The 21,858-nt window shown below is 68.0% G+C and carries 22 protein-coding genes, 1 pseudogene, 1 riboswitch and 1 other annotated feature; of the genes and pseudogenes, 9 read left to right on the top strand and 14 right to left on the bottom strand.

Annotation, left to right across the window (positions count from 1 at the left end; translation table 11 throughout):
- Position 1: 1 nt before the first annotated feature.
- The 5 genes and pseudogenes from acnA (at position 2) to QLQ86_RS01455 (ending at position 6,319) form a co-directional block, all read left to right on the top strand.
- Positions 2 to 2,746, top strand: coding sequence for an aconitate hydratase AcnA (gene acnA / locus QLQ86_RS01435; RefSeq protein WP_282815684.1), 2,745 nt, complete (start codon positions 2 to 4; stop codon positions 2,744 to 2,746).
- Positions 2,747 to 3,050: 304 nt separating this feature from the next.
- A complete protein-coding gene (locus QLQ86_RS01440) occupies positions 3,051 to 4,130 on the top strand; it encodes a porin (protein WP_282815685.1) in 1,080 nt (359 codons plus the stop codon).
- A 322-nt stretch (positions 4,131 to 4,452) separates the two neighbouring features.
- A pseudogene (locus tag QLQ86_RS01445) lies at positions 4,453 to 4,738 on the top strand (transposase); the annotation flags it as partial.
- Positions 4,711 to 4,837: a sequence feature (AL1L pseudoknot), on the top strand. It overlaps the preceding pseudogene by 28 nt.
- 121 nt (positions 4,838 to 4,958) lie before the next feature.
- Entirely contained in the window at positions 4,959 to 6,053 is a 1,095-nt protein-coding gene (locus QLQ86_RS01450; RefSeq protein WP_282815686.1) for an AbrB family transcriptional regulator, read from the top strand.
- Between the two features lie 5 nt (positions 6,054 to 6,058).
- Positions 6,059 to 6,319: a hypothetical protein gene (locus QLQ86_RS01455; protein WP_282815687.1), complete on the top strand. Its 261-nt coding sequence runs from the start codon at positions 6,059 to 6,061 to the stop codon at positions 6,317 to 6,319.
- 19 nt (positions 6,320 to 6,338) lie between these two features.
- Here QLQ86_RS01455 and QLQ86_RS01460 read toward each other — a convergent pair whose 3' ends face one another.
- Complete coding sequence (locus tag QLQ86_RS01460; RefSeq protein ID WP_282735118.1) at positions 6,339 to 6,530, bottom strand: DUF2061 domain-containing protein; 192 nt, start codon at positions 6,528 to 6,530, stop codon at positions 6,339 to 6,341.
- Between the two features lie 252 nt (positions 6,531 to 6,782).
- Between QLQ86_RS01460 and QLQ86_RS01465 the strand changes: the two genes are divergently transcribed.
- A complete protein-coding gene (locus QLQ86_RS01465) occupies positions 6,783 to 8,213 on the top strand; it encodes a serine hydrolase (protein ID WP_407650024.1) in 1,431 nt (476 codons plus the stop codon).
- Positions 8,214 to 8,323: 110 nt separating this feature from the next.
- Positions 8,324 to 9,199 (top strand): DMT family transporter, encoded by an 876-nt coding sequence (locus tag QLQ86_RS01470; protein ID WP_282815689.1) that lies wholly within the window; start codon positions 8,324 to 8,326, stop codon positions 9,197 to 9,199.
- A 4-nt stretch (positions 9,200 to 9,203) separates the two neighbouring features.
- Here QLQ86_RS01470 and thiE read toward each other — a convergent pair whose 3' ends face one another.
- The 4 genes from thiE to dauA form a co-directional block, all read right to left on the bottom strand.
- Positions 9,204 to 9,821: a thiamine phosphate synthase gene (thiE, locus tag QLQ86_RS01475; RefSeq protein WP_282815690.1), complete on the bottom strand. Its 618-nt coding sequence runs from the start codon at positions 9,819 to 9,821 to the stop codon at positions 9,204 to 9,206.
- A complete protein-coding gene (gene thiM / locus QLQ86_RS01480; RefSeq protein ID WP_282735114.1) occupies positions 9,811 to 10,617 on the bottom strand; it encodes a hydroxyethylthiazole kinase in 807 nt (268 codons plus the stop codon). Before thiM ends, thiE begins: the two co-directional genes overlap by 11 nt.
- A gap of 37 nt (positions 10,618 to 10,654) precedes the next feature.
- A riboswitch (TPP riboswitch) is annotated at positions 10,655 to 10,755 on the bottom strand.
- Between the two features lie 40 nt (positions 10,756 to 10,795).
- Positions 10,796 to 11,074 carry a hypothetical protein gene (locus QLQ86_RS01485; RefSeq protein ID WP_282735113.1) on the bottom strand — a complete coding sequence of 93 codons (279 nt, stop codon included), beginning with the start codon at positions 11,072 to 11,074 and terminating at the stop codon, positions 10,796 to 10,798.
- Between the two features lie 123 nt (positions 11,075 to 11,197).
- Entirely contained in the window at positions 11,198 to 12,952 is a 1,755-nt protein-coding gene (gene dauA, locus QLQ86_RS01490) for a C4-dicarboxylic acid transporter DauA (protein WP_282815691.1), read from the bottom strand.
- A 195-nt stretch (positions 12,953 to 13,147) separates the two neighbouring features.
- Between dauA and QLQ86_RS01495 the strand changes: the two genes are divergently transcribed.
- Positions 13,148 to 13,345, top strand: a complete 198-nt coding sequence (locus tag QLQ86_RS01495) for a CopG family transcriptional regulator (protein WP_282815692.1) — start codon at positions 13,148 to 13,150, stop codon at positions 13,343 to 13,345.
- Positions 13,346 to 13,438: 93 nt separating this feature from the next.
- Here QLQ86_RS01495 and QLQ86_RS01500 read toward each other — a convergent pair whose 3' ends face one another.
- From QLQ86_RS01500 to QLQ86_RS01540, 9 genes are all read right to left on the bottom strand, one after another.
- A complete protein-coding gene (locus QLQ86_RS01500) occupies positions 13,439 to 14,824 on the bottom strand; it encodes an ATP-binding protein (RefSeq protein ID WP_326521261.1) in 1,386 nt (461 codons plus the stop codon).
- Positions 14,824 to 15,504 (bottom strand): response regulator, encoded by a 681-nt coding sequence (locus QLQ86_RS01505; RefSeq protein WP_282815693.1) that lies wholly within the window; start codon positions 15,502 to 15,504, stop codon positions 14,824 to 14,826. Before QLQ86_RS01505 ends, QLQ86_RS01500 begins: the two co-directional genes overlap by 1 nt.
- 10 nt (positions 15,505 to 15,514) lie before the next feature.
- Positions 15,515 to 16,195: a tetratricopeptide repeat protein gene (locus tag QLQ86_RS01510; RefSeq protein WP_282815694.1), complete on the bottom strand. Its 681-nt coding sequence runs from the start codon at positions 16,193 to 16,195 to the stop codon at positions 15,515 to 15,517.
- A gap of 26 nt (positions 16,196 to 16,221) precedes the next feature.
- Entirely contained in the window at positions 16,222 to 17,079 is an 858-nt protein-coding gene (locus QLQ86_RS01515) for an SDR family oxidoreductase (RefSeq protein ID WP_282815695.1), read from the bottom strand.
- Positions 17,066 to 17,758: a TenA family transcriptional regulator gene (locus QLQ86_RS01520; RefSeq protein ID WP_282815696.1), complete on the bottom strand. Its 693-nt coding sequence runs from the start codon at positions 17,756 to 17,758 to the stop codon at positions 17,066 to 17,068. Before QLQ86_RS01520 ends, QLQ86_RS01515 begins: the two co-directional genes overlap by 14 nt.
- Positions 17,755 to 19,215 (bottom strand): AMP-binding protein, encoded by a 1,461-nt coding sequence (locus tag QLQ86_RS01525; protein ID WP_282815697.1) that lies wholly within the window; start codon positions 19,213 to 19,215, stop codon positions 17,755 to 17,757. The genes QLQ86_RS01520 and QLQ86_RS01525 overlap by 4 nt, the downstream gene beginning before the upstream one ends.
- The gene (locus QLQ86_RS01530; RefSeq protein WP_282815698.1) at positions 19,199 to 19,873 is read right to left on the bottom strand and encodes a thermostable hemolysin; all 675 of its coding nucleotides are present in this window, start codon (positions 19,871 to 19,873) and stop codon (positions 19,199 to 19,201) included. The genes QLQ86_RS01525 and QLQ86_RS01530 overlap by 17 nt, the downstream gene beginning before the upstream one ends.
- A 232-nt stretch (positions 19,874 to 20,105) precedes the next feature.
- Positions 20,106 to 20,627 carry a C40 family peptidase gene (locus QLQ86_RS01535; RefSeq protein WP_282735104.1) on the bottom strand — a complete coding sequence of 174 codons (522 nt, stop codon included), beginning with the start codon at positions 20,625 to 20,627 and terminating at the stop codon, positions 20,106 to 20,108.
- Positions 20,628 to 20,678: 51 nt separating this feature from the next.
- Complete coding sequence (locus tag QLQ86_RS01540) at positions 20,679 to 21,023, bottom strand: hypothetical protein (protein ID WP_282735103.1); 345 nt, start codon at positions 21,021 to 21,023, stop codon at positions 20,679 to 20,681.
- Positions 21,024 to 21,266: 243 nt separating this feature from the next.
- Here QLQ86_RS01540 and gloA point away from each other — a divergent pair, with 243 nt between their 5' ends.
- The gene (gloA, locus tag QLQ86_RS01545) at positions 21,267 to 21,800 is read left to right on the top strand and encodes a lactoylglutathione lyase (RefSeq protein WP_282815699.1); all 534 of its coding nucleotides are present in this window, start codon (positions 21,267 to 21,269) and stop codon (positions 21,798 to 21,800) included.
- Positions 21,801 to 21,858 lie beyond the last annotated feature (58 nt).

The following is a 21,858-nucleotide window of genomic DNA, read 5'->3' on the forward strand; positions in this document are numbered from 1 at the left end:
CATGAGCAACGAGTCCACACCGGATACCCTGCAGACGCTGGACGCCGGCGGCACGACCTACCACTACCACAGCCTGGCGAAGGCCGCCGACGCACTGGGCAACATCGACCGCCTGCCCAAGACCCTGAAGATCCTGCTGGAGAACCAGCTGCGCTTCGCCGATGACGAGAGCGTCTCCCGCGAGGACATGCAGGCGCTGGTCGACTGGCAGCAACAGGGACACTCCGACCGCGAGATCGGCTATCGCCCGGCGCGGGTGCTGATGCAGGACTTCACCGGCGTGCCCGGGGTCGTCGACCTGGCCTCCATGCGCGCCGCGGTGGAATCCCTCGGCGAGGATCCGGCCCGCATCAACCCGCTGTCGCCGGTGGACCTGGTCATCGACCACTCGGTGATGGTCGACAAGTTCGGCAACCCCACGGCGTTCAAGGACAACGTGGCCATCGAGATGGAACGCAACCACGAGCGCTACGAGTTCCTGCGCTGGGGCCAGCAGGCCTTCGACAACTTCCGCGTGGTGCCGCCCGGCACCGGCATCTGCCACCAGGTCAACCTCGAGTACCTGGGCAGGACCGTCTGGACGAAAGAGCAGGACGGCAGGACGCTGGCCTACCCGGATACCCTGGTGGGCACCGACTCCCACACCACCATGATCAACGGCCTGGGCGTGCTCGGCTGGGGCGTGGGCGGCATCGAGGCCGAAGCCGCCATGCTGGGCCAGCCGGTCTCCATGCTGATTCCCGAGGTAGTGGGCTTCAAGCTCACCGGCAAGCTGCGCGAGGGCATCACCGCCACCGACCTGGTGCTGACGGTGACCCAGATGCTGCGCAATCACGGCGTGGTGGGCAAGTTCGTCGAGTTCTATGGCGATGGCCTCAAGGACCTGCCGCTGGCCGACCGCGCCACCATCGCCAACATGGCCCCGGAGTACGGCGCCACCTGCGGCTTCTTCCCGGTGGACGACGAGACGCTGACCTACATGCGCCTCACCGGCCGCGAGGACGCCCAGCTGGCACTGGTGGAGGCCTACAGCAAGGCCCAGGGGCTGTGGCGCGAGCCCGGCGACGAGCCGGTCTTCAGCGACACCCTGGCGCTGGACATGACCGAGGTCGAGGCCAGCCTGGCGGGCCCCAAGCGGCCCCAGGACCGGGTGGCGCTCAAGGACATGAAGTCGGTCTTCGCCAAGGTCATGGAGGACGACGGCAAGCCGCTCTCCACCACCGAGAAGGGCAAGCTGATGTCCGAGGGCGGCCAGACTGCCGTGGGCGTCGAGGAGAGCTACGAACACCATGACAGCAAGGACGTGGACCTCGACGGCGAGGCCTTCCGGCTGAATCCGGGGGCCGTGGTGATCGCCGCCATCACCTCCTGCACCAACACCTCCAACCCCAGCGTGATGATGGCCGCCGGCCTGCTGGCCCGGAAGGCCCGCGAGAAGGGCCTGCACACCAAGCCCTGGGTGAAGACCTCCCTGGCACCGGGGTCCAAGGTGGTCACCGACTACCTGGTCGCCGGCGGTGTGCAGGATGACCTGAATGCCCTGGGCTTCAACCTGGTGGGCTATGGCTGCACCACCTGCATCGGCAACTCCGGCCCCCTGGCGGGCCCCATCGAGGAGGCCATCGAGGAGGGCGACCTGACCGTGGCCTCGGTGCTCTCCGGCAACCGCAACTTCGAGGGCCGGGTGCACCCGCTGGTCAAGACCAACTGGCTGGCCTCGCCGCCGCTGGTGGTGGCCTATGCCCTGGCCGGCAACGTCCAGCTCGACCTGACCCGTGATCCCCTGGGCATCGACCATCACGGCAAGCCGGTTTATCTCAGGGACCTCTGGCCCAGCCAGGCGGAGATCGCCGAGGCCGTGGAGCAGGTCAACACCGCCATGTTCCGCAAGCAGTATGCCGAGGTGTTCGACGGCGACGAGGTCTGGCAGGCCATCGAGGTGCCGCAGAGCAAGGTCTACCAGTGGTCAAAGGACTCCACCTACATCCAGCATCCCCCCTTCTTCGAGGGCATGGGACGCACGCCTCCCGCCATCGAGGACGTCAAGGACGCCCGGGTACTCGCCATGCTGGGCGATTCCGTGACCACCGACCATATCTCGCCGGCCGGCGCCATCAAGCCCGACAGCCCCGCCGGGCGCTACCTTCAGGAGCGGGGCGTGAAGCCGGTGGACTTCAACTCCTACGGGTCGCGTCGCGGCAACCACGAGGTGATGATGCGCGGCACCTTCGCCAACGTGCGCATCAGGAACGAGATGCTCGATGGCGTGGTCGGCGGCGAGACCCGCCATGTGCCCTCCGGTGAGCAGATGGCGATCTACGACGCCGCCATGACGTACCAGCAGGAGGGGACGCCGCTGGTGGTGATCGCCGGCAAGGAGTACGGCACGGGCTCCTCCCGCGACTGGGCCGCCAAGGGCACCCGCCTGCTCGGCGTGCGAGCGGTACTGGCCGAGTCCTATGAGCGCATCCACCGCTCCAACCTGATCGGCATGGGCGTGGTCCCGCTGCAGTTCCCGGAAGGCGAGAGCCGCAAGACGCTGTGCCTGACCGGCGACGAGACGGTCTCCATCGAGGGGCTCGGTGAGCTCACCCCGGGCGGCAAGGTCAAGGTGACCATCGCCTCCGACAAGGGCGAGAAGACGCTCGAGGCGCTGTGCCGCATCGATACCGCCAACGAGCTGGAGTACTACCGCCACGGCGGCATCCTCCACTACGTGCTGCGCAAGATGATCGGAGTTGTTTAATAGGGGGCGCTCCACGATACCAATGTGAAGCTTAGGGAAGTTTCAGTTTATTGTAAGCCAGGAGTGATGTTTATTTTATATCCATATGGCTTCTAGATTTTAATAAGTAGTGATGGTGTGCTGAGTTAGATTTTTTCAAGAATCTAAGGGACCAAGGACCCTGAGGCGGCGCCCTTGGGAGGGACGGGCGTGCTTAAATTCTAACTATTAGTATTTTGGAGGTGCTTGAGGAAGAAGGTGTTTTTGTAGATTAATAGAAGTGGCTGCGAACTTTGTGAATCATATAAGAATTGAGGGGCTAGGTATGACTGAAGATTTTAAAAAAGCAGTTGCCATTGTTGGTGCAAGTGTTGCAGGGATAGGTGTGGTTAATGCAGATCCCATTAAAAATTTTGAGGTTAGTCCTTATGGGCAAATTAACTTAGGGTATATGCATGGTGATACTGGGCTCGGCTCAGAAGGCTACATTGTAGATAATGCTAATAGTGCAAGTAGGGTGGGTGCTAGGTTGAGGGGTGATTTAGATAGTCAGGATATTGTGGTTGGTGCGCATGTTGAACTTGGCTATGTGCAAAATCCCTCAAGTGCAGTGAGTCCTGAGAATAAAAGTATTAGTGGAGAGTTTAAGGATCGTCACCTCAATGTGTTTTTGGAAGGGGCGGCAGGCCGTTTCTCACTTGGTCAGGGTGATGGCGCGGCAAATGGGAATATTGAAGCAGATTTGTCCGGGACTAACGTTGTTTCTTTTGCCAATCTTCCTCTGGTTGGTGGGGGATTGCCATTTGTTAATAAAGAAACTACGGAAGAGATTGCTCTTAGAAGTTCTGTCAGTGATCAAGACTTTGAGAGTAGGTACTCTAGGTTGAGATATGATGCTCCTTCATTAGGCCCCGTTGACTTTTCTGTTAGCCAGGGTGTTAAGAGTAATTCTGATGTCACTGAGCTTGGTGGGCGTGTCTCGTTACCTTTGGCGGGGCGGGTTGTTGCCAGGTTAGGCTTTTCAACCAAGGATGTGGGTGAAGCATCTGGAGATGTGGAAACTATTGGCGGGTCAATCTCGTGGCTGCACACGAGCGGTTTCAATCTGACGGGGGCTTATTCAAATCGGACTGATGACAACGTCGTGTCACCAGACTCAGAGTTTTATTGGGCGAAAGTGGGCTATAGGTTTAATGAAGAGCATGCAGTTGATGCCCACTATGCGGAAACAAAAGATCTAAGGCTAAAAGGGGATCAGGCCGAGACTGTCGGTGTTGGGTATGTTTATGAACCAGCTCAATGGCTTGATATTTATGCGGGTTATAGGCGTCATTCTTTATCTGGCGTTGGTGCCGAATATAGCAATGTTAATGTTGCTATGTTGGGGTCACGCATAAAGTTCTAGAGGCTTGGTGTCTGTTTTGATCGTTTGTTGCGGCCTTATATAGGCCGCTTTTTTGTGCGCCGCGCTTGGCGTGAAGTTCTTGGCAGGTGCTGCTGTCGAGAGCAGTACCCCCGAGGTGGAAGTCACTGAGCACTAGGCAATGGAGCGTGTTAATCGATGGCAAGGATGTCTCCAACAAGGCGAGCCTGATGGAAGCCCGAGGAAAGCGCTGGCTATTAATTCGGGATCCTTTCGTATATGCCTTTAGCCAGTTATTTATGGGGTATATAGGCTGAGCCGTACCAGAATTATTGGAAGCTCAAAACCTTGAGAGAATGTAGTTATGAGCTCTTCCAAAATATATGCGCCTGAGGTCCGTCAGCGGATGGTCTTCGACTACGAAGCAGATTACCCTTCCCATTGGTGCCATTGCCCGCAAGATCGGCTGCACACCGGAAACCTCTCGGAGCTGGGCCCGGCAGGCTGAGTGCGACGCGGATCACCTGGAAGGCACGGACACCACCGAGCGCGAACGGATCAAGGCTCTGGAAAGTGAGAACCGCGAGCTGATGCAGACCAATGAGATCCTGCGCAAGGCTTCCGCATATTTTGCTCAGGCAGAGCTCGATCTGCGTGGCAAGTGATGCTTGACTTCATCGACAATCACCGGGAGTCGTACCGAGTCGTACCGAGTCGAGCCGATCTGCCGCATCCTGCCGATCGCCCAGTTGACGACTACGAACACTTGGCTCGAGAAGTCCAACCCGATCGAGTGTGCCCTCGTCCAAGGTGACCTCTGGCTGAGCGAGAAGTGCTGTATTATGAGCAGCAGGGCAAATTTAAGCGCTGATGTCGGCCTTGCTATGGAGCGATGTGAGAGTGAAGGCGCTGTTGACGGCATGGTTGGGGGCACGAGGCCGATTCCTGCCCACCCTAATCCTTGGGCTTTTCGGGGGTGGAGTGGCTTACTGGGCTCAGCTGCCGCTCCCATGGTTGCTTGGTGCCATGATCACCACGACGGCCGCGTCCCTGGCGGGCGTTCCGCTGAAATCACCCCGCACAGGGCGCAAGGGGGTGCTGGTCGTCATCGGCGTCATGCTGGGTTCAGCATTTACACCGGATATGACCGGTGAGGCGGTGCTGTGGGGTACCAGCCTTGCCATAATGCTGATCGCCACGGCAGTGATGATGGCTTTCTCGGTATGGTTCTCCTGCCGTGTGGCGGGGCATTCTTGGGAGACCGCGCTTTACTCGGGTGTGCCAGGTGGGGTTTCCACGGTAACGGTGATGGCGCTCTCTTCCGGTGCTGATCTTCGAATCATCGGCATCACTCATGCTGTTCGCATCCTGGTCCTTCTGATAGCCATTCCACCCGTGGTGCAGTTCATCGGGCATATCGATATTGGCGGAGCCAGACCGACCTTGTCGCAATGGCTGTGGATGCCGGCACCCGCCGACATCGCGTGGCTGGTGCTGGCGGGGCTAGGAGGCTTGTGGTTGGGTAAACGCCTACACCTGCCCAGCCCGTTGCTGTTCGGCCCGGCACTCGCCTCGGCGGCACTACACCTCACTGGCCTTACGCATGCGGCGGTGCCTCCTCTAATAATCGCCCTCGCGCAGGTGGTTATCGGAATCTCCGTAGGCGGCCGCTTTGCCGGTACCCGGCTGGCAGAGGTGGGACATGCGTTGCTGATGGCCATTGTGCAGGCTCTGGTGTTGCTGCTACTCGCCATAGCTGCTGCCTGGGTGGGGCATTTACTGACCGGATACTCCGCTGCGGCAGCGCTTCTCGCGTACATGCCGGGTGGTGCACCAGAACTTAGCCTGGTAGCACTCAGCCTGGGTATCGATCCTGCCTTTGTCACCACCCACCACCTGCTGCGCATCACTCTGCTCGTGTTGCTGCTGCCTTTGCTGCTCAGGCGGGTGGTGTCGAGCACCTAGTAAAGGTGGCCACCTTCTCCGCCTGCATGCTGTTGCAGCACCTGACCAAGGCCTTCGTGTTCGGCGTGGCCGGCTTCGTCTTCCGGGACTGGTTGCCACTCATGCTGGTGATGGTGGCGGCGGGCTTCCTCGGCACCTGGCTCGGGCTGCGCCTGCTGCATCGCCTCTCGGAGCACCGCTTCGACACCCTCTTCAAGTGGGCATTGACGCTGCTGGCGCTACGCCTGGTGTGGCTCGGCGGGCAGCGGCTACTGGCGGGGGGGTGATCGGGTGCAGGGGCGTGGATCAGGCGGCCAGGCGAGCTCGTCGCCGCTGAACGGCCTCCCAGGCCTTCTCGTGGAAGAAGTAGGCGACGGTGTTGGCGGCGGGTTCGAGCAGCGCGATCATGCCGCCGAGCACCCAGCTGCCGGTGACTATCCAGGTCACGCCGAAGGCCACGCAGAAGTGCACGATGGCGAAGGTGGCGGTCTTCTTCATGGCGAGGCTCCATGCCGTGAGCGGTACTTGCCTGCCAGACTAGGGGAGCCTTGCCCATCGCGTAACCTGATTTACCATATGGTTACGATAGTTGGACGCAATCGAAAGGGGTGGTCGACGCCGGTGGACAGGGTGAAGGACGAGATAATGCGGCGAAAAATCGGCAGAAAGTCCGCCCTCCGCCCTGTACAGCGCGTCACAGACGGCCATAATGGCTAGATGCAACGGTAACAAACCTCGAGGGAACGCGACATGGTGCCTATCACAACAAACAACCGGCGCCGGAGAGGGGGCATCTTTGTGCTGCTGGCCTGCCTGCTGCTGGCTACCTCGGCCGTCCAGGCCAATCCTCGCTATGCGGGTATCGTCATCGATGCCGACAGCCAGGAGATCCTCTACGCCGAGAATGCCGACAAGCTGCGCTATCCGGCCTCGTTGACCAAGATGATGACGCTCTACCTGGTGTTCGAGGCCCTGGAGGAGGGCAGGCTGAGCCTGGGCCAGCCGCTGCCGGTCTCTTCCTATGCCGCCTCCAAGCCGGCCTCCAAGCTCTATGTGAAGGCCGGCTCGACGATTCCCGTGGAGACCGCCATCCAGGCGCTGGTGATCAAGTCGGCCAACGATGTGGCCGTGGTGGTGGCCGAGGCCCTGGGCGGCAGCGAGACGCACTTTGCCCGCATGATGACCGACAAGGCTCGCGACCTGGGCATGCAGGACACCGTCTTCCGTAATCCCAACGGCCTGCCCGATGCCGGTCAGGTCACCACCGCACGTGACATGGTGGTGCTCTCCCGGCACCTAATGCGTGACTTCCCCCAGTACTACCCCTATTTCTCGCGGACGAGCTTTCCCTGGCGGGGCAAGACCATCACGGGCCACAACCGCCTGCTCAAGAACTATCCCGGTGCCGACGGCCTCAAGACCGGTTTTATCCGCGCCTCCGGCTTCAACGTGGCCACCTCGGCGGTGCGTGACGGCCGTCGCCTGCTCACCGTGGTGATGGGCGGCTTCTCCGCCGCCTCGCGGGACCTGCACACCGCCGAGCTGCTGGATCGCGGCTTCGTGCGGGCCTCGCTGGCCGATGGTCGCGGCTGGCTGGCCAGTGCCGACATCTCCGGTGGCCGGCTGATGCCGGGCGAGCCCCAGGCCCCGGGCCAGCCGGCCGGCGACCGGGTCCGCCTGGCCAGTCTCGGCACGCCATCCTCGGGCGCCGCGTCGCCCCCCGTGGCGTCGGCCTTCCCGCCGGCCCCGGCGGAGGAGCCGGTGGCGGCAGTGGATGCCCCGAGGCCGGCCGTGGCATCGCGGGTCGCCACCGTCGAGACGCCGGCCGCCACCACGACGGCGCGCCTGGAGCAGGGCTCGGCCGACGACCCGATCCGCGAGCTTATGGCCAGCACCCGTGCGTCGTCGGATCCCGTCCCGGGAAGCGCCGTCCAGCGCGGGGGCTGGGGCGTACAGGTCGGCGCCTTCAGCGATGCGGTCCATGCCCGCAACCTGGCGTCCCGTGCCGCCGACCAGTTGGCCAGTGAGCTGGCCGATGCCCGGATCGCCGTAGCCGATGCCAAGGATGCCGGCGTCTTTCGCGCCCGCCTGGTGGACATGAACGAGGGCCAGGCCCACACCGCCTGCCGTCGCCTGGTGGCCCAGGGCATGGAGTGCATGGTGGTCCAGGCCAGCCTCTGAAGGCTTGCCCTCCGGCACGTCACCGACTAGCGTAGTGATCTCCACTCACCCCGCCGGCCCCAGGCCGGCGGGGTGGCTTTTTGGGGTTCCGCCAGGGGAGGGCATTCGGCATGTCACCGTCATTCAAGGGCATCGGCTTCATGTGCCTGGGCGTGCTCTGCTTGGCCATCGGTGACGCCATCGCCAAGTGGCTGGGCGAGGTGCACTCGCCGCTGCAGATCATCTTCTTCCGTACCCTGGTCTCGCTGCCGCTGATCGCGGTGCTGGCCCGGTTCGGCGGCGGCCTGCGCAAGCTGCGTACCCGACGCCCTGGGATCCACCTGCTGCGCGGGCTGATCTACACCGGCACCATGTTCTGCTTCGTTCTGGGCCTGACCCTGCTGCCGCTGGCCGAGGCCACCGCCATCGCCTTCGTGGCACCGCTGTTCGTCACCCTGCTCTCGGTGCCGCTGCTGGGCGAGCGCATCGAGAGGCCGGTGCTGGCGGCCTCGCTGGTGGGCTTCGTCGGGGTGCTGATCGTGGTGCGTCCCGGCGGCGAGGCCTTCGACCCCGGCGCTCTGGCGCTGATCGGGGCGGCGGCCTTCTATGCGCTGATGATGATCACCGCGCGGCGCTGGGGCGGCACCGAGCACCTCTGGGCGATGGTCTTCTACATGACTCTGGTGCCTTTCGTGGTGACCGCCATGGCGTTGCCCTGGGTGTGGCAGACGCCCCACCCCTGGCACTGGCTGGCCTTCGCGGGATCGGGCCTCTTCGGGGTGGGCGCCACGGCCTTCATCACCATGGCCTTCCGCCATGCCCCGGCGGCCATCGCCGCGCCCTTCGACTACACCGCCATGCTCTGGGCGGTGCTGCTGGGCTGGTGGTTCTGGGGCGAGATGCCGGATTTCTGGGTGTTCGTCGGCAGCATCCTGATCATCGGCAGTGGCCTGGCGATCGCCTACCACGAGCGACGCACCACCCTGAAGCGTCGTCCGACCTCCTGACGCCTCAGCGCGGGGAACGGAAGGCCCGCGCGGCGGCCTCGGGGTCGGGGGTGCCGCAGATCGCCGAGATCACCGCCAGGCCGCGGGCACCGGCGTCCCGCGTCGCGGCCACGTGCTCGGCCTTGAGGCCGCCGATGGCCACGCTCGGCAGGGGGCTGGCGGCCACCAGGGCAGCCAGGCCCTCGAAGCCCAGCGGCGCGGCGTGGTCGTGCTTGCTGGGGGTGGCGAAGACCGGGCCCAGCCCCAGGTAGTCCAGCGGCGCCGGGTCGAGGCGGGCGAGCTGGTCATGGGTCTGGACCGAGAGCCCGAGGATCGCCTCCGGACCCAGCGCCGCGCGGGCTCTGGCCACGTCGCAGTCGTCCTGCCCGATGTGCAGGCCGTCGGCGCCGGCGGCCAGGGCCACCTCCAGCCGGTCATTGATGATCAGCGGCACACCGCTGCCGTAAAGTGCGGCCTTCAGGCGACGCGCCTGGTCGATCAGTTCGACGTCGCTGGCGTGCTTGTCGCGCAGCTGTACCACCGTCACGCCGCCGCGCACCGCCGCCATCACGGTCTCCACCAGCCCAGGGCCCGCGCAGAGCCCGCGGTCGGTGACGAGATACAGCGAGAGATCAAGGCGCATCGTCCACCTCCAGTCGGGCCCGTTCGGTCAGGGCCTCGCCCTCCAGGTGAAAGAGGGCGTCGAGGAAGGCCACCGCGAAGCTGCCCGGGCCATTTGCAAGTTCGCCGGCCAGTTCGCCGGCCACGGCGTAGCAGGCAAGCGCCGCCACCGTCGCCTCGAAGGGGTCATCGGCGCCGGCCAGGAAGGCCGCCACCACCCCCGTCAGCGCGCAGCCCAGGGTGGTGACCCTGGGCATCAGCGGGTGGCCGCCCCTGAGTCGGGCGACCCGTCGGCCATCGGTGACCAGGTCCACCTCGCCGGTCACCGCGACCACGCCATCCGTCTGGCGGGCCAGCCGGCGGGCGGCGTCGAGGGCCGCCTCGGCAGGGTCGGTGCTGTCCACGCCGCGCCCGCCGCCGGCCTGCCCCGCCAGGGCGATGATCTCCGAGGCATTCCCCCGGATCACGTCCGGCGACAGCGCCAGCAGTCGCGCCCCGGTCTCGCGGCGATAGCGCGTGGCGCCCACCGCCACCGGGTCCAGCACCCAGGGACGCCCCGTCTCCCCGGCGGCCAGGGCGGAGGCCTCCATGGCATCGACCCAGTGGGGCGAGAGGGTGCCGATATTGATCGTCAGGGCGCCGGCCAGCGCGGTGAACTCGGCGGCCTCCTCGCGGGCATGGACCATGGCCGGCGAGGCGCCGATGGCCAGCAGCACGTTGGCCATGCTGTTCATGGCCACATGGTTGGTGATGTTGTGGACCAGCGGGCTGGTCTCGCGCACCCGGGCCAGGTGCGCGGCGGGATCGATGGCAAGCATGGGGCCTCCCCGGCGCGGGAGGTGCGGCTCGGCGCAGGGCCGGGGCCACACGACTCCCTCCGCCGGCATTATCCGGGTCAGGTTCCGAGGGTGCGTCTCAGCCGTGGCGATGTCGCCACGGCGCCCCTGTCGTCAGGCTCCACTATCCCTGCCCGCTCCCTGGCTGTAAAGGCCGGGTTCAGGCCAGCAGGTGGAAGCCGGAGAGGGTGATCAGGCTGGCCAGGGTCAGGCTGTACAGGGCGTCGAGGGTGTCCGACTGTAGGGCCGGGCTCGGCCACAGCCGGGCCAGGGCCGCGGCACCCAGGCCGATCAGTCCCAGCGGCAGCTCCACCGCTGCCCAGTCGGCGAGCAGCACGCCCGTAGCCAGCAGCAGCCAGCCGGCCACCACCAGCAGGCCGGCTCGACGAGCGCTCGCCAGGTGTTCCGCTGCGGGGGTATCACGCGTGACAGTCCCCATGGTGTCGCCTCCTCGTGGTTCGATGGACGGGGACCTGTTCCCCGTTCACCAGACGCTAGAGGAGCCGTCTTAAGGTCCGCTTAAGGCGCGATGGCCGTTGCGTGTCAGTGGCATCGTGGATCTTCAGGCAGTACGGGCGAGCCAGCGCAGGGCTACCTTCCGGGCGTGGGCCAGTTCCCGGCACCACGTCAGCTGGCCGGCCGTGCGGCGGATGCCCGCACGGCGCAGCTTGACGAGGATGCGCGCCGGCAGGCCGACCAGCACCAGCGCGACCCCCTGGCGATGCATCTCGTCGACCAGGGCCTGGAGGGCCACGATGGCGGTGCCATCCATGCTCGGCACGTCATGCATGTCGAGGATGACGACCCGCACCTTCGGGTCCACCAGGTGCAGCGAGGTGAGCGCCTTCTCGGCGGCGCCGAAGAACAGCGGGCCATCGATGTCGTAGAGGGCGATCTCGGCGGGCAGCTCGTCGATGCTGGCATGCGACCCGTTGTCGACCCGCTGGGTCTGGGTCAGCAGCGACATGCGCCGGATGAAGAGGGCAGCTGCCAGCCCGATGCCCACGGCCACCGCCAGCACCATGTCGAAGAGCACGGTCAGGGTAAAACAGGTCAACAGGATGGCCACGTCCCCCGGTGGGGCAGAGCGCAGGGTGTGCAGGAAGTGGCGGGCCTCGCCCATGTTCCAGGCGACGATGAACAGCAGCGCCGCCAGCGCGGCCATCGGCACCAGCCCCAGCAGGCCGGCCAGCGCGACTACCGCCAGCAGCACCACCAGCGAGTGCACCACCGCCGCGATCGGCGAACGGGCACCGCTGCGGATGTTGGTGGCGGTACGGGCGATGGCAGCCGTGGCGGTGATGCCGCCGAACAGCGGCGCGACGATATTGCCAAGCCCCTGGCCGATCAGCTCGGCGTTGGGGTCATGCCGGGTCCGGGTCAGCCCGTCGGACACCACCGCGCAGAGCAGCGACTCGATCGCCCCCAGCATGGCGATGGCGAAGGCCGGACCCAGCAGGGCGCGAATCAGTTCGAAGTCCAGTGCCAGGGGTTCGCCGTCCGCGCCGGGCAGTCGCCAGGGGGCCACGAGACTCGGCGCGATCGGGGGAATCCCGCTGCCCCTCTCGCCCTGAGCCTCCCAGGTGAAGCGCGAGGCGATGGTCTCCACCAGGTTGCCCGTGCTCGGGTCGCCGATCCCGTGGTTGACCGCATAGGCCGCCACCGCGCCGACCACCAGCCCGACCAGGGGCGCCGGAATCGGCAGATGCAGGCGCGGCCAGAGCAGCATGACCCCCAGGGTGAAGGCCCCGATCCCCAGCTCCAGTGGCTCCAGGCCGGGCAGCGAGGCGGCGATCCGTCCCAGGTTCTCGACGAAGTGCTCGCCCAGCTGGCCGACCTGAAGGCCCAGGAAGTCAGGCACCTGGAGGACCGCGATCACCACCGCGATCCCCGCCGTGAAGCCCAGCACCACCGGATAGGGCACGTACTGGATGAGGCGTCCCATGCCGGTGAGGCCCAGCGCCACCAGGATCAGGCCGGCCATCATCGAGGCGATCAGCAGGCCGCCCAGGCCGTACTGCTGGACGATCGGGAAGAGGATGACGACGAAGGCTGCCGTGGGGCCCGAGACATTGAAGCGTGAACCGCCGGTCAGCGCGATGATGGCGCCGGCGACGATCGCCGTGTATAGCCCGTGCTGGGGAGGCACGCCGGTGGCGATCGCCAGGGCCATGGAGAGCGGCACGGCCACGGTGCCGATGGTCAGCCCGGCCAGGACGTCGCGGCGCAGGTCGTCCAGCCCGTAGCCGTCTCGCCAGGCCGCGCGCAGGCCGGTGGCGATGCCGGGAAGTCGCGGGGACGGTCGGTGGCGTGCCATGCGCGGGGTCTCCTTGTTACGGGGTCACCCGCCTCCCTGGATGGGCCGGTGGCCGCATCCACCCTGGGCGGTGATCCGGTTGCTTATGTGAATTACATTAACATGTCGTTAGTATTATCGACAAACATGTTCCCGGCATTGCCCCGCCCGGCAGCGCGCATTAACATTTGATGATAATGCTTCCGGAGAATCGCGATGGAAAAGAAGACGGCACGCCTGACCCTGCTGATCGACCCGCACAAGAAGCGGGCCTTCGAGCAGCTGTGTGCGGCCCAGGACCTGACCCCTTCCCAGGTGGTGCGACAGCTGATCCGCGACTACCTGCGCGACCATGGCGTGGAGTACGAGACGCGCCCCGACCTGGCCGGCAGGGACGCGACGGGACGGGAGTGAGTGGGGCCCCATCCCGGCCGGGTGGGTGGCAGCGGCTGCGGGGCCCCGGTCCTGCTTGTCCGGCAGGCCCGACGCCGGCTGGCGGGGAGGCGGTCAGGCCACCTGCTGCGTGCGCGGCAGCAGGACGGACACCCTGAGCCCGCCGCCCGGGGCGTCGTCGAGCCGCAGGTGGCCGCCGTGGCGCTGCAGCAGCCGGTCGACGATGGAGAGCCCCAGGCCGGCGCCGGCGCCCGGGCCGGCACGATGGAAGCGCTCGATGACCTGTGGGCGTTGCTCTGCCGGGATGCCGGGGCCCTGGTCGTCGATCACCAGGGTCAGGGCGTCGGCGCCGGCGGCCAGCCCGACGGTGACGGTGCCGCCCTCGGGGGAGTGCTGCAGGGCATTGCCGGCCAGATTCTGGATCAGGGTGTCGAGGGTCCCGGGCTCGACCATGAGCGCCCAGTCGGCGGCCTCGTCGGCCTCCAGCTGCAGCTCGATGCCGCGTTCGGCGGCCAGCGGCGAGAGCTTTGCCAGCGCCTCTCGCACCTCGGCCAGCAGGTCGGCAGGCTTGCCGGCCAGCGGCGACTCCTCCTCCGGGTCCAGGCGGGCCAGGGCGAGCAGCTGGGTGACCAGGCGAGTGCTCCGGGCCACGCCATCACGCAGCTTGTCCAGCGCCTCGCGGCGGTCCGCCGGGTCCTCGGCGGCCAGCGCGTTCTGGGCATGCAGGTCGAGCACCGCCAGCGGCGTGCGCAGCTCGTGGGCGGCGTCGGCGATGAAGCGCTTCTCGCGCACCCGCAGCGCGCGGATGCGCTCGAGCAGGCGGTTCAGGGCGCCGGCGATGGTTTCCAGCTCCCGCGGCAGCGGGTGGAGGATCAAGGGCTGCAGGGTGTGGGGGTCGCGTCGGCGGATCTGCTCGGCCATCCGCGATAGCGGCCGCAGCCCCCAGCCGATCGCCCACCATAGCAGCAGGGCCAGCACGGGGAGTCCCAGCAGGTCCGGCATCAGGGTGCGCAGGGCGATCAGGGTCACCAGCTCGCCGCGCACGTCATCGCGCTCGCCCACCATCACGCGCCGCTCTTCCTCGGGTGTGCTCAGCGCATAGACCCGCCAGCCATGGCCGTCCAGGCGGGTGTCCTGGTAGCCCTCCCTGAGCTCGGTCAGCGGCTGCTGCGGCGCGCTGGCCGAGCGCAGCAGCAGCCGGTCGCCCTCCCACAGCTGGAAGGCGAGCTTGCTCTCGTAGCGGTGGCCGGCGATGCGCTGGTCGGCCTGCTCGGCACGCAGCAGGGAGGCCTCCAGGCTGGCCAGCAGCGCCTCGCGCTGCTCGGCGGCCAGCGGGGCGCGCATCAGCCCCTCCAGCAGCCGGGCGTTCTGGGCCAGGTTGGCATCGAAGAGCTCCTCCACCTCGTGGGTGGCGTCGCGGTAGCTGGTCAGGCCGATCACCAGCATGCTCAGGCCGAAGATCAGCAATACCACGCCCAGGGTGCGTCGACGGATCGACATCAGCCCCTTCCGTCCGGCACGGGGCTGTCCAGCACATAGCCGATGCCGCGCAGGGTGCGGATCAGCTCGGGGAAGAACTTGCGGCGCAGGTGGTGCACGTGCACCTCGATGGCATTGCTCTCCACCTCCTCGTCCCAGCCGTAGACCAGCCGGGTCAGGGTGTCGCGGGTGAACACCCGGCCCGGATGGGCGAGGAACTCCTGGAGCAGGGTGAACTCGCGTCGCGAGAGCGACACCGGCTCGCCACGGTAGCTGACGCTATGGGTGGCGGGATCGAGGCGGATACCGCGGGCCTCCAGCACGCTGCTGGCCTGCCCCTGGCTGCGTCGCAGCAGGGCCCGCAGCCGGGCCTTGAGCTCCGCGACCTGGAAGGGCTTGATCAGGTAGTCGTCGGCGCCGGCATCCAGGCCGGCGATGCGGTCGTCGATGCCGTCCCGGGCGGTCAGCACCAGTACCGGCACGCGGTTGCCGCGGCGACGCGTCGCCTCCAGCACCCGCATGCCGTCGAGCCCGGGGAGGCCGAGGTCGAGGATCACCGCATCGAAGGGCTCGTTGCCCTTGAGGGCGGCCAGGGCCTGCCGGCCATCGGCCAGCAGGTCCACGGTGTAGTGCTCGGGCTTGAGGGCCAGGCGGATGCCCGCCGCCAGGCTGGGGTCGTCCTCTACCAGCAGGATGCGCATGGGGGGCGGGTCACTCCTTAAGTTGGGCCAGCAGGCGGCGCACCTCCTCGCGGCGCCCGGCATCGGCGAGCTCGCGGCCGGGGCGGGGCGGTGCCTGCAGCGCCTTCTCCAGGGCCAGGCGCGCCTCGGCGTCGCGGCCCTGCTCGTGCAGATAGTCGCCCCAGAAGTAGAGGCTGTCGAGCCCGTCGGGGTTGATCGAGAGGGCCCGCTTGAGGTGCCACTCCGCCTTGTCGTCGTCGCCGAAGGCCACCGGCCAGCCGGGAACCTGGTAGTAGAGGGCGCCGAGGCTGGTGTAGGCCGAGCCGTCCAGGGCCAGGGGATCGAGCGCCAGGGCGGTCTCCAGCTCGGCGCGGGCCTGCTTGACCAGCTTCAGGGCACCCAGGCCCCCGCTGGCGCCTGCCTGGGTGGAGCGCACGATGCCGGCCCAGAGGTGAAGCTCGGCGGCGTCGGGGTGGGCCTCGACCAGCCGGTCGGCCTCGGCGGCCAGGGCGGCATAGGCGTCCGCCTGCTGTTTCTCGGGCAGTTCGTAGCGGATCTCGGCCCAGCGCTGCTGCAGCCGGGCGAGCGGCTCAGCGATCTCGGCTCCCATGGCCAGCAGCCCGGTTGCCGGCAGGCAGGCCAGGGCGGTGGCCAGCAGGGCCGCGGCCAGGCGACCTCGACTGGCCGGTGTCTTGCTGTGGTGTCGTGTCATGGCGGGATTCCTCCTCTCGGGACGCGTCAGGGCGTGTCGTGGGGGGCGGCGTCGCCGGGCGTGGCGACGAAGCGGCGGATGACCGGCAGCTGGCGGGCCAGGGCCCGGTCGACCAGCCTGGGCAGCAGGTTGTTGAGCCGGGTGAAGAGCCGCTCGGGCCGGCCCAGCTGGGTCTCCTCGCGGCCACGCTCGATGGCGCGGCGCACCGCCGAGGCGACCCGGGCGGGGGTGTCCATGGTGTTGCCGAGCGCCTGGTTCATCGCCTCCACCTCGGGGGCATTCATGGCGGTGCGGGTGGCCCGTGGGGCGACGTGCAGCACCCGCACGCGAGTATCGGCGAGCTCCCGGCGCAGGGCCTGGCTGAAGCCGCGCAGGGCGAACTTGGTGGCGCAGTAGCCGACCTGGCCGGGGTAGCCGATGGTGCCGAAGGTCGAGCCCAGGTTGATCACCCAGCCATGCCGCGCCGCGAGCAGCATGGGCATCAGCGCCCGGGTCAGCTGCAGGGTGGCGGTGAGGTTGAGGGTGACCAGGCGCTCGAGATCCTCGTCGCTGCAGGACTCGAACAGCCCCACACGGTTCACCCCGGCGGCATTGACCAGCATGTTGCAGCCTGCCGCGGCGGCGGTCTCGGCCAGCGCGGCCCGGTCCCCGGGGCGGGTCAGGTCGGCGGCCAGGGCCGTCACCTGGCCCGGGTGGCGGGCGACGAGAGCCTCGAGGGCCTCGCCTCGGCGCCCCGTGACCAGCAGCGTCGCGCCAGCGGCGGCGAACTCGTCCACCAGGGCCTGGCCGATGCCGCCGCTGGCGCCGGTGATCAGGATCCGCTGGGCGGGCCAGCCTCCCTCCGGCAGGGCAGGGCCGCGAGACCACCCGTCAGGCCAGCGCATCGGAGAGCTCCCGGGTGGCGCTGCCATCGGCACAGCGGGCCTCGACGCCGCGGAACATGGCGCCGTAGAGGCGATAGACCGTCTTCGCGGTGTCGATCACCGCCGCCAGGTCGTCGGCCTCGAGACGGTTCACCAGCCCCTCGAAGAAGGCCAGGTGGCCGATGTCCAGGCTGCCGTGGGAGGTCAGGTAGCGCACCGCGTCGTCGGGCAGGCCGAGGCTCGCCTGCAGCCGCTCGGCGGCCTGGGTGGCCAGTGCCGTGCTGGTGCCCTCGAGCACCTGGACCATGCCGAAGAAGGCCACCGGGTTGCCGTGGGTGATCTCGTCGCGCACGGCGGCGACCATCAGCCGGGTAGCGGGGTCCGCTGGCCGTGCGGCAGCCGCCTCGGAGTCGCCGCCGGCGGCGCGGATGTCATCGAGGATCCACTGCTCGTGGCCATGCTCCTCCTCGATGTACTCCACCAGGGCGTCTCGCAGCCATCCCAGCCGGTCCGGCAGGCGGGCGCCGCAGGCCATCATCAGCGGCACCGTGAAGCGCACATGGTGATAAGCCTGGCCGAGGAAGGCCAGGTACTCGCTGCGGTTCACCTCGCCGGCCAGGGCGCGGGTCAGCAGCGGCGTGGAAAGCAGCCAGTCGCGCTCGGCGCGAGTGGCGGCCTGGAGATGCTGGTAAGGGGTCATGGGGTCACTCCTTGCTCGGGGTGGGGCCGGCTGGCGAGGAGCCAGTCGCGGTAGCGGTCATGGATGGCGTCGCGTCGCAGGCGGCCGTTGGCCGTCAGCTGATGGCTCTCCGGCGTGAAGGGCGTGCAGCGTCGCCACTCCTGCACGCGGGCATAGTCGGGAAGGCCGGCATTGGCGGCGGCGACCGCCGCCGCCAGTCGGGCGTCATCGAGGTCGGGCGCGGCGGGCACGATCAGCGCCCGGTTCCAGGCCAGGGCCTCGCCGAAGACCAGTGCCTGGGCGATGGCCGGCCGGGCGCAGAGCTCGCCCTCCACCCACTGGGGGTCGACGTTGCGGCCATAGGCGGTGATGAAGACCTCCCGGCGGCGGCCGTCGAGCGCCAGGGCCTCGCCGGCCCAGTGGCCCAGGTCGCCGCTGGGTTGCCAGTCGCCGGCGGCCGGTTCGCCCAAGTAGCCGAGCATGGTGGCCCCCCGGACCTGCACCTCGCCGTCGGCGGCCAGGCGGACCCGGGCATGGGGCAGCGGTCGGCCCACGCCACGGGCCGCCTCGCCGGGCCGGTTGAGGCACACCACCGAGGCGCACTCCGAGAGCCCGTAGCCCTCGAAGACCGGCCAGCCGACGTCCCGTGCACTCTCGAGCAGGGTGGCCGCCACCCGGGCGCCGCCCACGGCGACGAAGCGCAGGCTCTCCGGGGCCTCGGGGCTCGCCGCCACCAGGGCCTGGAGCAGCTGGGGCACCAGGATCAGGCTGTGCGGGCGGAAGGCCTCGAGGGCCGCCAGGGCCCGGCGAGGGTCGAAGCCGCTCGCCCCCTGCCAGCCCAGCTCGGCGACCGCGGGCAGGCAGGCGGTGGCGCCCAGCCACAGCGGGACGTAGAGGCCGCCGATGTTCTCGAGCAGGGTCGCCAGCGGCAGCATCGCCAGGTGACGTTCGATACCGAGCGGTTCGACCACCGTGGCGAGGCTCTCGGCCACCGTCAGCGGGGCGAGGCCGTCGAGGCAGACGCCCTTGGGGGTGCCGCTGGTCCCGGAAGTGAAGGTGATGCGGGTGGTGCCGGCATGCAGGGCCGGACGCGAGGCCACCCGCCGGGTGGCGATGGACGGGTCTGGCGTGGCGGAGAAGCCGAGCGCCTCGGCACCGGGGCCGATCCAGGCGTCCAGGCCGGCGCTCGCCACCAGGTGACGGCGCTGGGCGTCGCTGAAGAAGGCGGGCACCGGCACCGCGACCCGTCCGTCCCGCAGCAGGGCCAGGTCCCACAGGGCCCACTCCAGGCCATTGTCCAGCGCCAGCGCCACCCGGCGGGCGCCGCTCCGGGCCAGGCGTCGCCGGCGATCCTCCAGGGCGGTGGCCAGCTCGCCGTAGCCAAGCCGGCGGTGGCCGTCGTCCAGGGCCGGTCGCTCGGGGCCATCGGTGGCGTGGCGGGCCAGCCGCTCGAGGAGGGCCTCAGGCGAGCCGGGCATCGGTCACCTCCGCCGGGTCTGCGAGCGGCAGCAGGCCGCGGTCGACGAGATCCCGAAGGGCCCGGCGCAGGTCGCCGGCCATCACCCAGGGGTGGCGGTCGTAGTAGCGCCCCCACTCGGCCTGGCCGGCCCCCAGGCGGGCCGGGTCGGCGGGCATCAGCGGGTGGAGCTCGAGCCCCAGCCGTCGGATGCCGTTATGGACCTCGGGCGTGGCGGTGAACAGCAGCCAGGCGATGCCCTCCGCCGCCAGCTGCTCCACCAGGTGGAGGTAGAGCGGACGCTGCAGGCCCGGCCGCTGGCTCGCCAGGTTGCCGATCTCGGCGATCTCGTCGCGGGACGTCGCCCGGCCGAGGCGGCGGGATAGGAAGGTCTCGGCGCTGTCGTCCAGGTAGTGCTCCTGGAACAGTGGCCCGCTGGCGGCGGCGCGCATGCCCACCGCCGCCACGGGGGTGTCGGCCTGCCAGAGCCCGAAGAGGCGCGGCAGGAAGTGGCCGATGTGGGCACCGTGCTCGGCGGCGAAGCGGCGGCGCACGAGCTGTTCCAGGCGGCGTCGCTCGCGCCAGTGGTGGGCCTCGCGCCAGGCCAGCGGTGGCGGGCACAGGCCCAGCGGCGGCTGCCGGCACGGCGCGGGGGAGGGCAGGGGGGCGGGGCGTCGCATCGGGGCGTCTCCATGACGTTTCCCCGATACTCTGGTCCCGGCAACTTAACGCCCGCTTAAGGGAACGGGATAAACCTCGGTCCCGCCGATTCAGGCGCGGATATAGGCCCAGCCCTCGGCCGTCATCTCGCACCGCCGGGCGCCGGCAGGACCGGCATATCGCCTGCCTGAGGCGGGTAGTATGGTCATGGGTGGGGGACTGACTGGCGGGTCATCCCTCGAGGGCAGAGCGTCAGGGCGCGGGCGCGGCGGCACCCAGGAAGCGCTCCTGCCAGTAGTCCAGCGCCAGGGCGGTGGTGGTGACCCGGCGGCCCCGCCCCGGGGCATGGATCATCTCGCCCTCGCCCAGGTAGATGCCCACGTGGCTTGGCTTGCGCCCCCCGGCAGTGGCGAAGAACAGCAGGTCGCCGGGGCGCGCCTCGTCGACCCGCGGCAGGGCCTCGAACTGCTCCCGGGAGGTGCGGGGCACGCGGATGCCGGCTCGGGAGTAGGCCCGCTGCACCAGTCCCGAGCAGTCCATGCCGCGCTCGGTGGTGCCGCCCAGGCGGTAGGGGGTGCCCAGGGCGCGCCTGGCCTCGGCGAGGATCAGCGCCCGGTCGATGGAGAGACCGCCGGGCGCGTCGCGGGTGGCGAGTTCCCTGCCCGCGCAGCCGGCCAGCAGGGCGGCCAGCAGCATCATGAGCAGCAGGCGAGAGCCGGCCATCGGAAGGGCATGGCCGAGCGACTGGTGGGGCAGGGCGGGTGTCTCGGGCATCTTCGGCTCACTCACGGGCGGTCATGCCGTCAGCCTACCCCCGGCGGCGCATCAGCGAAAGGCGATGCGTGTGCCGCTGGCGAGCATCTCGTCCGGCGAGAGGGCATGGCCCGGCACGCCGATCATCTCGTCGCCGCACTGGTCGCCCCAGGTCAGCACCCCGTGGGTCAGGCCGATGCCGCCGAGCAGGTCGCGGATCTCGCCGGTGCCGAGGAAGGTGCGGGTATGCCCCTGGCTGTCGGACAGCTCCGAGACGTCATTGGCGTGATGGAAACGCACCGTATAGATGCCATCCATCGACTCGACCTCGACGATCGGCGTGAGGCCATGGGCGACGGCATTGGCGATCTGCTTGAGGGTGACATGGTCACCCAATTGATAGGCCGGGATGGACATGGGGCTGCCTCGTGGGGGATATGGATGTACAACTAGTGTAGAAGGCGTTTCACCCATATCAAGCACGTTTCATGATGACGGTTGCCGGCGTCGTGGCGGTAAATGCAATATGTGTATATGTCTTATAAAGGGAGTGGCGGCCTGCGCTGCCAGGCGAGATCCGTCCGGCGGGGTGGAAAAGCGCGCCAGCCGCCCTCACGTCAACGGCACATTGACCATCCACCCCTGTGAGAAGGAGTCACCATGAGCTTCCAGGGAGAACAGCATCCCGGCGTCCAGGCACCCACCGCCGACAGCGAGGGCTTTCGCCTCAACCACACCATGCTGCGGGTCAAGGACCCGGAGAGGGCCCTGGCCTTCTATACCCGCGTCTTCGGCATGCGGGTACTGCGTCGGCTCGACTTCGAGGAGATGCAGTTCTCGCTCTACTTCCTGGCGCGGCCGGAAGCCGGCGAGCGCGTTCCGGAGGAGCGCGGGGAACGCACCGTCTGGACCTTCAGCCAGCGCGGCGTGCTCGAACTGACCCACAACTGGGGCACCGAGGCGCAGCGGGATTTCGCCTACCATGACGGCAACGCCGACCCCCAGGGCTTCGGCCATATCTGCTTCAGCGTGCCGGACCTCGAGGCCGCCCAGGCCTGGTTCGACGCCAACGACGTGACCTTCGTCAAGCGCGGTGACCAGGGCAAGATGAAGGACGTGGTGTTCGTCAAGGACGCCGATGGCTACTGGATCGAGGTCGTGCAGGCCGACCGCCTCGGCCAGATGGGCGACTGACCTCTCTTCGTGCTCCTGGCGGGGGCGGTCTTTGCCTTAAACGCCGCCGGCGGATAAG

The organism is Halomonas rhizosphaerae, assembly GCF_030012485.1.
Classification (GTDB): Bacteria; Pseudomonadota; Gammaproteobacteria; order Pseudomonadales; family Halomonadaceae; genus Halomonas; species Halomonas rhizosphaerae.

Coding starts and splice junctions, on each gene's coding strand:
- acnA (WP_282815684.1), top strand. CDS start 2: ATGAGCAACGAGTCCACACCGGATACCCTGCAGACGCTGGACGCCGGC.
- QLQ86_RS01440 (WP_282815685.1), top strand. CDS start 3,051: ATGACTGAAGATTTTAAAAAAGCAGTTGCCATTGTTGGTGCAAGTGTT.
- QLQ86_RS01450 (WP_282815686.1), top strand. CDS start 4,959: ATGTCGGCCTTGCTATGGAGCGATGTGAGAGTGAAGGCGCTGTTGACG.
- QLQ86_RS01460 (WP_282735118.1), bottom strand. CDS start 6,530: ATGAAGAAGACCGCCACCTTCGCCATCGTGCACTTCTGCGTGGCCTTC.
- QLQ86_RS01465 (WP_407650024.1), top strand. CDS start 6,783: ATGGTGCCTATCACAACAAACAACCGGCGCCGGAGAGGGGGCATCTTT.
- QLQ86_RS01470 (WP_282815689.1), top strand. CDS start 8,324: ATGTCACCGTCATTCAAGGGCATCGGCTTCATGTGCCTGGGCGTGCTC.
- thiE (WP_282815690.1), bottom strand. CDS start 9,821: ATGCGCCTTGATCTCTCGCTGTATCTCGTCACCGACCGCGGGCTCTGC.
- thiM (WP_282735114.1), bottom strand. CDS start 10,617: ATGCTTGCCATCGATCCCGCCGCGCACCTGGCCCGGGTGCGCGAGACC.
- QLQ86_RS01485 (WP_282735113.1), bottom strand. CDS start 11,074: ATGGGGACTGTCACGCGTGATACCCCCGCAGCGGAACACCTGGCGAGC.
- dauA (WP_282815691.1), bottom strand. CDS start 12,952: ATGGCACGCCACCGACCGTCCCCGCGACTTCCCGGCATCGCCACCGGC.
- QLQ86_RS01495 (WP_282815692.1), top strand. CDS start 13,148: ATGGAAAAGAAGACGGCACGCCTGACCCTGCTGATCGACCCGCACAAG.
- QLQ86_RS01500 (WP_326521261.1), bottom strand. CDS start 14,824: ATGTCGATCCGTCGACGCACCCTGGGCGTGGTATTGCTGATCTTCGGC.
- QLQ86_RS01505 (WP_282815693.1), bottom strand. CDS start 15,504: ATGCGCATCCTGCTGGTAGAGGACGACCCCAGCCTGGCGGCGGGCATC.
- QLQ86_RS01510 (WP_282815694.1), bottom strand. CDS start 16,195: ATGACACGACACCACAGCAAGACACCGGCCAGTCGAGGTCGCCTGGCC.
- QLQ86_RS01515 (WP_282815695.1), bottom strand. CDS start 17,079: ATGCGCTGGCCTGACGGGTGGTCTCGCGGCCCTGCCCTGCCGGAGGGA.
- QLQ86_RS01520 (WP_282815696.1), bottom strand. CDS start 17,758: ATGACCCCTTACCAGCATCTCCAGGCCGCCACTCGCGCCGAGCGCGAC.
- QLQ86_RS01525 (WP_282815697.1), bottom strand. CDS start 19,215: ATGCCCGGCTCGCCTGAGGCCCTCCTCGAGCGGCTGGCCCGCCACGCC.
- QLQ86_RS01530 (WP_282815698.1), bottom strand. CDS start 19,873: ATGCGACGCCCCGCCCCCCTGCCCTCCCCCGCGCCGTGCCGGCAGCCG.
- QLQ86_RS01535 (WP_282735104.1), bottom strand. CDS start 20,627: ATGCCCGAGACACCCGCCCTGCCCCACCAGTCGCTCGGCCATGCCCTT.
- QLQ86_RS01540 (WP_282735103.1), bottom strand. CDS start 21,023: ATGTCCATCCCGGCCTATCAATTGGGTGACCATGTCACCCTCAAGCAG.
- gloA (WP_282815699.1), top strand. CDS start 21,267: ATGAGCTTCCAGGGAGAACAGCATCCCGGCGTCCAGGCACCCACCGCC.